Raw genomic sequence first — 9,008 nt, forward strand, 5'->3', positions numbered from 1 at the left:
TCCTCCCCGTCCCGTCCCGACCTGCGCGACCTCGCCCGCGAGCGCATCCTCGTGCTCGACGGCGGCTACGGCACCCTGCTGCAGCAGGAGGGGCTGGAGGAGGAGGACTTCCACGGCGAGGGCGAGCCGTGGGAGTCGCTGCGCGAGGTCACGCTCAAGGGCAACTTCGACCTCCTGGCGCTGACCCGCCCGGACGTGCTGGCGCAGGTGCACCGCGCCTACCTCGACGCCGGCGCCGACCTGCTCACGACCAACACCTTCACCTCGACCACCATCGCCCAGGCCGACTACGAGGCTGGCCACCTGGCGCACGCCATGAACGTCGCGTCCGCGCAGGTCGCCCGGCAGGTGGCCGACGAGGTCGAGGCCAGCACCGGCCGCCCGCGGTGGGTCGTCGGCACGCTCGGGCCGACCAACCGCACCGCCTCCCTCTCCCCCGACGTCGAGCGCCCGGAGTTCCGCGCGATCACCTACGACCAGCTGCGCGAGGCCTATGCCGAGCAGGCCGACGGCCTCCTCCAGGGCGGGGCCGACGTGCTCATGGTCGAGACCGTCTTCGACACCCTCAACGCCAAGGCCGCGCTGCATGCGGTCGCCGACGTCCTCGCGGACCGGGCGGAGCGAGGTATGCCGCGGGCCCCGGTCATGCTCTCCGGCACCATCACCGACGCCTCGGGCCGCACCCTCTCCGGCCAGACCCCGGAGGCCTTCGCCGTCTCCACCGAGCACGTCGACCTCGTCTCCGTGGGCCTCAACTGCGCGCTCGGGGCCGAGGAGATGCGGCCGCACCTGCGCGAGCTCGGCGGCGCGAGCGTGGCGCTCACCTCGGTGCACCCCAACGCGGGTCTGCCCAACGCCTTCGGCGGCTACGACGACACCCCCGAGGACATGGCACAGGTGCTCGGAGACATGGCGCGCGACGGGCTCATCAACATCGTCGGCGGCTGCTGCGGCACGACGCCCGAGCACATCCGGGCCATCGCCGAGGCGGTCGACGGGGTGGCGCCGCGCAGCGCGCCCGAGCCGTCGGCATACCTGCGCACCTCCGGGCTCGAGGCGTTCACGCTCACCCCGGACGTCAACTTCGTCAACGTCGGCGAGCGCACCAACATCACCGGCTCGCCCAAGTTCGCCCGCCACGTCACGGAGGGCGACTGGGACGCCGCGGTCGCCATCGCGCGGCAGCAGGTCGAGGCCGGGGCCCAGATCATCGACGTCAACGTCGACGAGGGCATGCTCGACGGCCCCGAGACGATGACCCACTTCCTCAACCTGCTCGCCGGGGAGCCCGACGTCGCCCGGGTGCCGGTGATGATCGACTCCTCCCGCTGGGAGGTGCTCGAGGCCGGGCTGCGCTGCGTCCAGGGCAAGGGCGTGGTCAACAGCCTCTCGCTCAAGGACGGCGAGGCGGAGTTCCTGCGCCGGGCCGCCGTGGTCCGCCGCTACGGCGCCGCCGTCGTCGTCATGGCCTTCGACGAGACCGGTCAGGCCGACACCTACCAGCGCCGCATCGAGGTGTGCGAGCGGGCCTACCGGCTGCTCACGACGTCGAGCGAGGCGCTGCCGGACCCCTTCCCGCCGCACGACATCGTCTTCGACCCCAACATCCTCACCGTCGCGACGGGCATGAGCGAGCACGACCGGTATGCCCTGGACTTCATCGAGGCGACCCGGTGGATCAAGGCCAACCTGCCCGGCGCCCTGGTCTCCGGCGGCGTCTCCAACGTCTCCTTCTCCTTCCGCGGCAACAACACCGTGCGGGAGGCTATGCACGCGGTCTTCCTCTTCCACGCCATCGAGGCCGGGTTGGACATGGGGATCGTCAACGCCGGCATGCTCGGGGTGTATGCCGAGATCGACCCCGAGCTGCGCGACACCGTCGAGGACGTCGTGCTCGCCCGGCGCGAGGACGCCACCGAGCGGCTCATCGAGCTCGCCGAGCGGATCAAGGCGCAGGGCGAGGGGGCGGCGCCGGGAGAGCGCTCTGCCGCCGCGGCAGCCAAGCTGGCCTGGCGCGAGGAGCCGGTCGCGGAGCGGCTGCGGCACGCGTTGGTCGCCGGCATCGACACGTATGCCGTGGAGGACGCCGAGGAGGCCTACCAGGAGCTGGGGTCGCCGCTCGCGGTGATCGAGGGGCCGCTCATGGCGGGGATGGACGTGGTCGGCGACCTCTTCGGCGCGGGCAAGATGTTCCTCCCCCAGGTGGTGAAGTCCGCGCGCGTCATGAAGAAGGCGGTCGCGCACCTCACGCCCTATCTCGAGGCTGCGGCCGCCGAGACGGGTGGGCACAGCAAGGGCCGGGTCGTCATGGCCACGGTCAAGGGCGACGTGCACGACATCGGCAAGAACATCGTCGGCGTCGTCCTCGGCTGCAACGGCTACGACGTCGTCGACCTCGGCGTCATGGTGCCGGCGGAGAAGATCCTGGCCACCGCTGACGAGCTCGGCGCCGAGGTCATCGGCGTCTCCGGCCTCATCACGCCCAGCCTGGACGAGATGGTCTCGCTGGCGACCGAGATGCAGCGCCGCGGTCTCACCACCCCGTTGCTCATCGGCGGCGCCACGACGTCGGCGGCGCACACGGCGGTGAAGATCGACCCGGCCTACGAGGGCACCGTGGTGCACGTCGTCGACGCCTCCCGCGCGGTCGGGGTGGTCGCCGACGCGATCCACCACGAGGAGAAGCTGCGCGACCGGGTCGCCGGCACCTACGCCGAGCTACGGGAGCGGCACGGCTCCAAGGAGGTGCGCCTGGTCTCGCTCGACGACGCCCGCGCCAGCAGCCGGGCGGTGGCCGAGCCGGTGCCGGTGACACCCTCCCTGCTCGGCACGCGGGTGCTCGAGCCGAGCCTCGCCGAGCTGGTCGAGATCGTCGACTGGACGCCCTTCTTCAGCGCCTGGGAGCTGCGCGGCTCCTACCCGCGCATCCTGCAGGACCCCAAGGTCGGCGAGCAGGCCCGCGCCACCTGGGAGGACGGCCAGCGGTGGCTGCGCCGCATCCTCGACGAGGGCCTCCTCACCCCGCGCGGCGTGGTGGGCCTGTGGCCCGCGGCACGCGCCGCGAACGGCGACGACATCGTGCTGGAGGTCGAGGGGGCGCCGGTGAGACTGCATACCCTCCGGCAGCAGAAGGAGCGACGCCAGGGCGGGTATGCCGCGCTGTCCGACTTCGTCGCGCCCGAGGGTGACCACGTCGGTGCCTTCGCGGTCTCGATCCACGGCGCCGAGACTGGCCCGGCGGCTGCGGGAGGAGGAGCAGCAGGACGACTACGGCGCGATCATGGTCCAGGTCCTCGCCGACCGGCTCGCCGAGGCCTTCGCCGAGTGGCTGCACCGCGAGGTGCGCACCACGCTGTGGGGCTACGCGCCGGACGAGGACCTGCCGGTGGACGATCTCATCAAGGAGCGCTACGACGGGATCCGCCCGGCGCCCGGCTACCCGGCCCAGCCGGACCACACCGAGAAGTTCACGCTCTGGGACCTGCTCGACGCCCGGGAGACCGCCGGGATGACGCTGACCGAGCACGGCGCGATGAGCCCCAACAGCGCGGTGTCCGGGCTCATCCTGGGCCACCCCGAGGCGCGCTACTTCGCGGTCGGACGCATCGACGAGGACCAGGTCGCGGACTACGCGGAGCGCAAGGGCTGGGACCTCGAGACCGCGCAGCGGTGGCTCGGGCCGTTGCTGCGCTGAGCGCAGGGCGCTGACCAGCGGCTTCGCCGGCCTGAGGAGCGCGGATTCCCGGTCGAGGGACATCGTGACCCAACCGTTGCCTTCGTCACGATCGCGTCACGATGACCGCTCACCACCTCTCTGAGGCCACCTGCGACACCCCGTCGTTGCTACGTTCGGAGGGTTCTTTGTGCCCCGCGGCACGTCCCGACACCCCTCAGGAGTCCCGTGGCCTCCATCTCCGCCGAGAAGCTCTACAAGGTCTTCGGCCGCCGCCCCCAGCGTGGGGTGGACGCGCTCGAGAAGGGCGCGACCCGCGCCGACCTGCGCAAGCAGGGTCTCACCCCGGCCGTCATCGACGCCTCCTTCGACGTGACGGACGGCGAGATCTTCGTCGTCATGGGTCTGTCCGGCTCGGGGAAGTCCACCCTCATCCGCATGGTCAACGGCTTGCTCGAGCCGACCAGCGGGAGCGTCTCCATCGACGGCGACGACGTGACCCGGCTGGGCGGAGAGAAGCTGCGCGCGGTGCGGCGCGACAAGGTCAGCATGGTCTTCCAGCACTTCGCGCTGCTGCCGCACCGCAGCGTCGGTGAGAACGCCGCGTATGCCCTCGAGATCAGCGGGGCGAACCGCTCCGAGCGGGAGCAGCGGGCCTCGCGCGCGCTGGAGATGGTCGGCCTGGGCGGCTGGGGCGGGTCCATGCCCGGCGAGCTCTCCGGCGGGATGCGGCAGCGGGTGGGTCTGGCCCGCGCGCTCGCCTCCGGCACCGACGTCATGCTCATGGACGAGGCCTTCAGCGCCCTGGACCCGCTGATCCGGCGCGACATGCAGGACCAGCTGATCGAGCTGCAGCAGGAGCTCGGCAAGACCATCCTGTTCATCACCCACGACCTCAACGAGGCGATGCGGCTCGGTGACCGGATCGCGATGATGCGCGACGGCCGGATCGAGCAGATCGGCACCGCGCAGGAAATCCTCAACGACCCGGTCAATCGCTACGTCGCGGACTTCGTCCAGGACGTGGACCGCTCCCGGGTGCTCACCGCCTCCGACATCATGACGTCAGTGGACGGTGATGCGGGTCCGCCCGAGGGGGCCGTCGTGCCCGCGGACGCGACCCTGGCCGACCTCTTCGCCGAGGCCACCGAGCACGAGCAGCTGCTCGTGCAGGACGCCTCGGGCCAGACCGTCGGAACGATCCGACGGACCGACCTGCTGGCCGCGCTGCACACCGGGCCCGGCGAGGGCGCGGGCACGAGCGAGACGACCACGACCGGTGACCTGCAGCCGACCGGAGGTGTGGCATGAACGAGAACGACTCCATCGTCCCCCGGATCCCGATCGGTGAGTGGGGCGGCGAGGCCATCGCGTGGATCAACGACAACTTCGAGTGGTTGCTGGACTTCATCTCGCTCGTCCTCGACTGGTCCATCACGACGCTCATCGACGCGCTGCTCATCGTGCCCGCACTGGTCATGATCGCGCTCTTCGCGCTCCTGGGGCTGCTGGTGCGCTCCTGGGAGTTCGCGGTGGGGACCGTCCTGACGTTCCTGCTCATCATCGCCATGGACCAGTGGACCTTCGCCATGCAGACCCTGGCACTGGTGCTCATCGCCACCGTCGTGGCCGTCGTCATCGCCGTGCCCATCGGCATCGTGGCCGCCCGCAGCGACCGGGTCAGCGCCGTGGTCCGCCCGGTATTGGACTTCATGCAGACGATGCCCGCCTTCGTCTACCTGCTGCCCGCAGTCGTCTTCTTCGGCATCGGCTTCGTCCCCGGGCTCTTCGCGACCGTGATCTTCGCGCTGCCCCCCGGCGTCCGGCTCACCGAGCTCGGCATCCGCGGCGTCGACGCCGAGACGGTCGAGGCCGGCCAGGCCTTCGGCGCCACCCCCGGCCAGATCCTGCGCGGCATCCAGATCCCGCTCGCCACGCCGACGATCATGGCCGGCGTCAACCAGGTCATCATGCTCGCCCTGTCGATGGCGGTCATCGCCGGCATCGCGGGGGCGGACGGCCTCGGCAAGGAGGTCGTCCAGTCCATCGCGACGCTGGACCGCCCGCAGGGCATCGAGGCCGGGCTGGGTGTCGTCATCATCGCGATCTACCTGGACCGACTCACGGCCTCGCTGGGACGCCCCGGCGACTACCCGCACTCGCTGCTCGGGCGGCTGCGCAGCCGCTCCGGCGGCGGCCCCGACCAGGACGACGACGCCGCGCAGGACGAGGAGGACAACCTCGTCGCCGCCGGTCACCGCACGCCCGTGTGAGCCGCCGACCACCATTCCCGACCACCCACCGATCGGACCGCCCCGTGGCGGTCGCACGAGAAGAAGGGACGAACATGACTGTTCGACGCAACACCACCACCAAGGCACTCGCCCTCGCCATGGCGGCCGGCCTGACCCTCGCCGCCTGCGGTGACGGAGGTTCCGAGGACTCCGCCGGCGGGGACTCCGGCGGCTCCGAGGGCGGCGGCGCCGAGGGCGGCGGCGCCGAGGGCACCATCACCCTGGGCTTCATCCCGTCGTGGACCGACGGCCTCTCCACCGCCTACCTGCTCGAGGACCAGCTCACCAAGCTCGGCTACACCGTCGAGATGGAGGAGCTGACCGAGGCGGCCCTGCTCTACACCGGGCTGGCCGAGGGCGACGTCGACATGTATCCGTCGGCCTGGCCCGAGGTGACCCACGCGCAGTACATGGAGGAGTACGGCGACCAGATCGAGGACCTGGGTGCCTACTACGACAACGCCAAACTGACGTTCGCGGTCCCGACCTACACCGAGATCGACTCGATCGCCGAGCTCACCGGCAACGCCGACATGTTCGACGGTCAGATCATCGGGATCGAGCCCGGTGCCGGCCTCACCGCCGCCACCCAGGACTCGGTCATGCCGACCTACGAGCTGGACGGCGACTACGAGCTGGTCACCTCCTCCACCTCGGCGATGCTCACCGAGCTGGAGAGCGCGATCAACGACGAGGAGGACATCGTCGTCACGCTGTGGCAGCCGTTCTGGGCCAACAGCGCCTTCGACGTCAAGACCCTGGAGGACCCGGAGGGTGCGCTCGGCGAGGCCGAGGCGCTGCACTTCCTGGGCACCGAGGGCTTCTCCGAGGAGTTCCCCGAGGCGGCCGAGCTCATCGCCGGCATCCAGCTGGACGACGAGCAGTACGGCGCGCTCGAGGACATGGTCGTCAACGAGTACGACGAGGGCCAGGAGGCCGAGGCGATCGACGCCTTCCTGGAGGAGTACCCCGACGCCTTCGACACGATCGTCACCGAGGAGGGCTGAGCCCTACCGCACGATCCGACGGCCCTGCGGCACCCTGCCGCAGGGCCGTCGGCGTCCTCGCCACCCGCCAGTGCTTCACTGGAGCGACAAACGCGCTCGCAACTTCTGGCGCCAGTCGGATCGGCACTTTCATGTAACACATGCCTTGCTGTCAACGTGTACAGATGCCCTGGACTCGCGAACCCCTGGTAGTGGAACTGCTAGCAAGGAGGGCAGCATATGGAATTCGTGCTAGCACTGCTGAGCGGGCTTGCTCTGACGCTGATCTTTAGGCGCTTGAGTCAGGCCTTGCGCGGAATTCTTCTCCTGATCTTAGGAGCGGCATCGTTCCTGGCGATCGGCGCGGTCTTGTGGTTGGTCGACGTCGATCCCACGGCCTATCTCGGGCTAGCACTCGGCGCCTCGGCGGGTTCTATAGCGTTGACGAAGGACAGGAGACCGGGTCGAGGCGGTCCTATGCCCACCACGTAAGCCGTTGACTCCCTCGTCACCGAGGAGAGCTGAGCCCCACCGCCACCAGATCTCGACCTCTCGTTCTCTTTGCCATGGCGAAGGAACGAGAGGGCGAATCTCTCTGGCGGCCCGTCAGACACCATTGACCACAGATCCGTCTTCGACGAGGTGCTGGACCTGCTGCGGACCTGACCCACCTCCGCCGCAGGTGGTGCGGCGGCCGAGGCGATTTCTCGAGCCGGAGGCGCTGCTGGAAGACTCGACGACCATGGCGTCCCGCATCTCGGTCGAGCTGGTCCCCCGCAGCGCGGAGTCGGTGCGCAGCGAGATGGCCCAGGTCGCGGACCGGCTGCGCGGTGTCGACACCGTCAACATCCCCGACCTGCTGAAGTTCGACCTGCGCAGCTGGCAGGCCACCGAGGTCGCGCGCGACGCCGCCCGGCGGGCGGACGGCACGGCATACCGGACGATCCCGCACATCCGTGCCGCCGACGTCGACCCGGACGCACCCCTGCCGATGGCCGACGAGGCCCGCCGCACCGGGGAGCTGCTGGTCGTCTCCGGCGACGACGCCGACTACTTCCACTCGGCCACCTACCCGGTCGACGCGGTCGACGTCATCCGTCGGGTGCGCGCCGAGCTGCCCGAGGTCACCGTCTACGCCGGGCTGGACCCCTACCGGCAGGCGATGACGACCGAGATGCGCTACCTTGACCGCAAGCTCGCGGCCGGGGCGAACGGCATCTTCACCCAGCCCTTCTTCGACACCCATCTCATGGCGGCCTGGGCCTCGGTGCTGCCCGAGGGGATCGACGTGTGGTGGGGGGCGACCTCGGTCACGACGAGCGGGGCGATGGGCTACTGGCGGCGCCGCAACCGGGTCGTCTTCCCGGCCGGCTTCGACTCCTCGATGCCGTGGCAGCGCGACTTCGCCCACCGGGTGGTGGACTTCGCCCGCGAGCGCGGCCACCACGCCTACCTCATGCCGGTGCGGGCGCCGCTCCTGGACTACCTCGGCGGGGTCCTCGACGGCTGACCGGCGTCGCTGTCGGTGCCCGCTGCCAGGATGACGGGTATGACCACCTGGGGGACGACTCCGACGGAGCCGCCGCGGCCGGTCGCCGGTGAGGGCGACGGGCGGGTGCGGCGCGCCGTGGTGCTCATCCACGGGATCGGCGAGCAGGAGCCGACCGGCACGCTGCGGGGCTTCGTCGACGGGCTCGGGCTGGGCGAGGACGCCTGGAGCAAGCCGGACCGGGTCAGCGACAACCTCGAGCTGCGCCGGATGTCGGTCTACGGGCGCTCCGACCGTGGCTCCTCGGTGCCGACCGACCTCTACGAGCTCTACTGGGCGCACCACGCCCCGGAGTCCACGGTGCCGCAGGTGCTGCGGTGGCTGGCCCGGCTGCTGCGCCGCCGCTCGGCCTGGTCCGGCAGCCCGTCCGCGCCGGTGCTCAACGTCCTCACCCTGCTCCTCGTGCTTGACGAGGCTCGTCGAAGTTCCTCAGTGATGCTCACTGATTTTCCCCACCTTGGGCGGGGTTCAGTGTAGCGGTCGGCGGGTGCCGGTGGTGGCGGCGC

The 9,008-nt window shown here is 70.6% G+C and carries 6 protein-coding genes and 1 pseudogene; all 7 read left to right on the forward strand.

Going from position 1 to position 9,008, the window contains the following annotated elements; genetic code table 11:
* Positions 1 to 51 precede the first annotated feature (51 nt).
* A pseudogene (metH, locus tag BJF80_RS14635) lies at positions 52 to 3,168 on the forward strand (methionine synthase); the annotation flags it as partial.
* Positions 3,169 to 3,280: 112 nt separating this feature from the next.
* On the forward strand, positions 3,281 to 3,694 hold the full coding sequence (locus BJF80_RS20905) for a vitamin B12 dependent-methionine synthase activation domain-containing protein (RefSeq protein WP_269087413.1): 414 nt from the start codon (positions 3,281 to 3,283) through the stop codon (positions 3,692 to 3,694).
* Positions 3,695 to 3,901: 207 nt separating this feature from the next.
* A complete protein-coding gene (locus BJF80_RS14640) occupies positions 3,902 to 4,984 on the forward strand; it encodes a quaternary amine ABC transporter ATP-binding protein (RefSeq protein WP_075814700.1) in 1,083 nt (360 codons plus the stop codon).
* Entirely contained in the window at positions 4,981 to 5,946 is a 966-nt protein-coding gene (locus tag BJF80_RS14645) for an ABC transporter permease (RefSeq protein ID WP_075814702.1), read from the forward strand. The genes BJF80_RS14640 and BJF80_RS14645 overlap by 4 nt, the downstream gene beginning before the upstream one ends.
* 74 nt (positions 5,947 to 6,020) lie before the next feature.
* Positions 6,021 to 6,974 (forward strand): glycine betaine ABC transporter substrate-binding protein, encoded by a 954-nt coding sequence (locus BJF80_RS14650; RefSeq protein WP_075814704.1) that lies wholly within the window; start codon positions 6,021 to 6,023, stop codon positions 6,972 to 6,974.
* Between the two features lie 721 nt (positions 6,975 to 7,695).
* Positions 7,696 to 8,463: a methylenetetrahydrofolate reductase gene (locus tag BJF80_RS14660; protein WP_075814763.1), complete on the forward strand. Its 768-nt coding sequence runs from the start codon at positions 7,696 to 7,698 to the stop codon at positions 8,461 to 8,463.
* 39 nt (positions 8,464 to 8,502) lie between these two features.
* On the forward strand, positions 8,503 to 8,979 hold the full coding sequence (locus tag BJF80_RS14665; RefSeq protein WP_075814708.1) for a hypothetical protein: 477 nt from the start codon (positions 8,503 to 8,505) through the stop codon (positions 8,977 to 8,979).
* Positions 8,980 to 9,008: the final 29 nt, after the last annotated feature.

Source organism: Serinicoccus sp. CUA-874, from assembly GCF_001942225.1.
In the GTDB taxonomy this organism is placed as follows: Bacteria; Actinomycetota; Actinomycetes; order Actinomycetales; family Dermatophilaceae; genus Ornithinicoccus; species Ornithinicoccus marinus.

Excerpts from the sequence above, each read along its gene's own strand:
- BJF80_RS14650 (WP_075814704.1), top strand. The coding sequence starts at position 6,021 with ATGACTGTTCGACGCAACACCACCACCAAGGCACTCGCCCTCGCCATG.
- BJF80_RS14660 (WP_075814763.1), top strand. The coding sequence starts at position 7,696 with ATGGCGTCCCGCATCTCGGTCGAGCTGGTCCCCCGCAGCGCGGAGTCG.
- BJF80_RS20905 (WP_269087413.1), top strand. The coding sequence starts at position 3,281 with ATGGTCCAGGTCCTCGCCGACCGGCTCGCCGAGGCCTTCGCCGAGTGG.
- BJF80_RS14645 (WP_075814702.1), top strand. The coding sequence starts at position 4,981 with ATGAACGAGAACGACTCCATCGTCCCCCGGATCCCGATCGGTGAGTGG.
- BJF80_RS14665 (WP_075814708.1), top strand. The coding sequence starts at position 8,503 with ATGACCACCTGGGGGACGACTCCGACGGAGCCGCCGCGGCCGGTCGCC.